1 protein-coding gene is annotated in these 1,603 nt (G+C 62.4%); it reads left to right on the top strand.

All coding sequences use genetic code 11. From position 1 onward, the window contains the following. Positions 1 to 1,603, top strand: a 1,603-nt coding sequence (hutU, locus tag CJF39_RS22560) for a urocanate hydratase (protein WP_094995372.1), incomplete at both ends; no start/stop codon positions are given.

Raw genomic sequence — 1,603 nt, 5'->3', positions numbered from 1 at the left:
CCGTCACCGCGAAGGTGAAATCCGCGCCGCCCGTGGCACCCGTCTTACGGCCAAAAGCTGGATGACCGAAGCCCCGTTGCGGATGTTGATGAACAACCTTGATCCGCAAGTGGCCGAGAACCCGACCGAGCTGGTGGTGTATGGCGGCATTGGCCGGGCAGCACGTAACTGGGCCTGCTACGACAAAATTGTTGAAAGCCTGACGAACCTGAATGATGACGAAACTTTGCTGGTGCAATCCGGCAAGCCGGTCGGTGTGTTCAAAACCCACAGCAATGCGCCGCGCGTCCTGATCGCCAACTCCAACCTGGTGCCGCACTGGGCGACGTGGGAGCACTTCAACGAACTCGATGCCAAAGGGCTGGCCATGTATGGCCAGATGACAGCTGGTAGCTGGATCTACATTGGCAGTCAGGGGATTGTGCAAGGCACGTACGAAACCTTCGTCGAAGCCGGTCGCCAGCATTACAACGGCAGCCTCAAGGGCAAGTGGGTCCTGACGGCCGGTCTGGGCGGCATGGGCGGTGCGCAACCATTGGCCGCGACGCTGGCGGGCGCGTGCTCGCTGAATATTGAATGCCAGCAAAGCCGTATCGATTTCCGCCTGGCCACCCGTTACGTCGACGAACAAGCCACCGATCTGGATGACGCGCTGGCGCGTATTGCCCGCTACACCGCTGAAGGCAAGGCCATTTCCATTGCGTTGTGCGGGAATGCGGCTCAATTGCTGCCAGAAATGGTTCGCCGTGGCGTGCGCCCGGACATGGTCACCGACCAGACCAGCGCCCATGACCCGCTCAACGGCTACCTGCCCAAAGGCTGGACCTGGGAGCAATACCGCGACCGTGCCGTGACGGATCCGGCGAGCGTGGTGAAAGCCGCCAAGGCGTCGATGGGCGAACACGTCGAAGCCATGCTCGCCTTTCAGAAACAAGGCATTCCGACCTTCGACTACGGCAACAACATCCGTCAGATGGCCAAAGAAGTCGGTGTTGAAAACGCCTTCGACTTCCCCGGTTTTGTACCGGCCTACATCCGCCCACTGTTTTGCCGTGGCGTAGGCCCTTTCCGTTGGGTCGCACTGTCGGGCGAAGCCGACGACATCTACAAGACCGATGCCAAGGTCAAAGAGCTGATTGCCGACGACGCGCACCTGCATAACTGGCTGGACATGGCCCGCGAGCGCATCAGCTTCCAGGGGTTGCCGGCGCGTATCTGTTGGGTTGGCTTGGGCCAGCGTGCGAAGTTGGGCCTGGCGTTCAACGAAATGGTGCGCAGCGGCGAGCTGAAAGCGCCGATCGTGATTGGCCGCGATCACCTGGACTCCGGCTCCGTGGCCAGCCCGAACCGCGAGACCGAAGCCATGCAGGACGGTTCGGACGCGGTGTCCGACTGGCCGCTGCTCAACGCCTTGCTCAACACCGCCAGCGGCGCGACCTGGGTTTCGCTGCACCACGGCGGCGGCGTCGGCATGGGCTTCTCGCAGCATTCGGGCATGGTGATCGTGTGTGATGGCACCGACGAAGCGGCCGAACGCATTGCCCGCGTGCTGCACAACGACCCGGCCACCGGGGTGATGCGCCACGCCGACGCGGGGTACGAC

The sequence above is a fragment of the Pseudomonas lundensis genome, from assembly GCF_002269125.1.
Lineage (GTDB): Bacteria > Pseudomonadota > Gammaproteobacteria > Pseudomonadales > Pseudomonadaceae > Aquipseudomonas > Aquipseudomonas lundensis_A.
The sequence above is the reverse complement of the archived record's forward strand: the minus strand, read 5'-3'. Positions and strand labels throughout refer to the sequence as shown.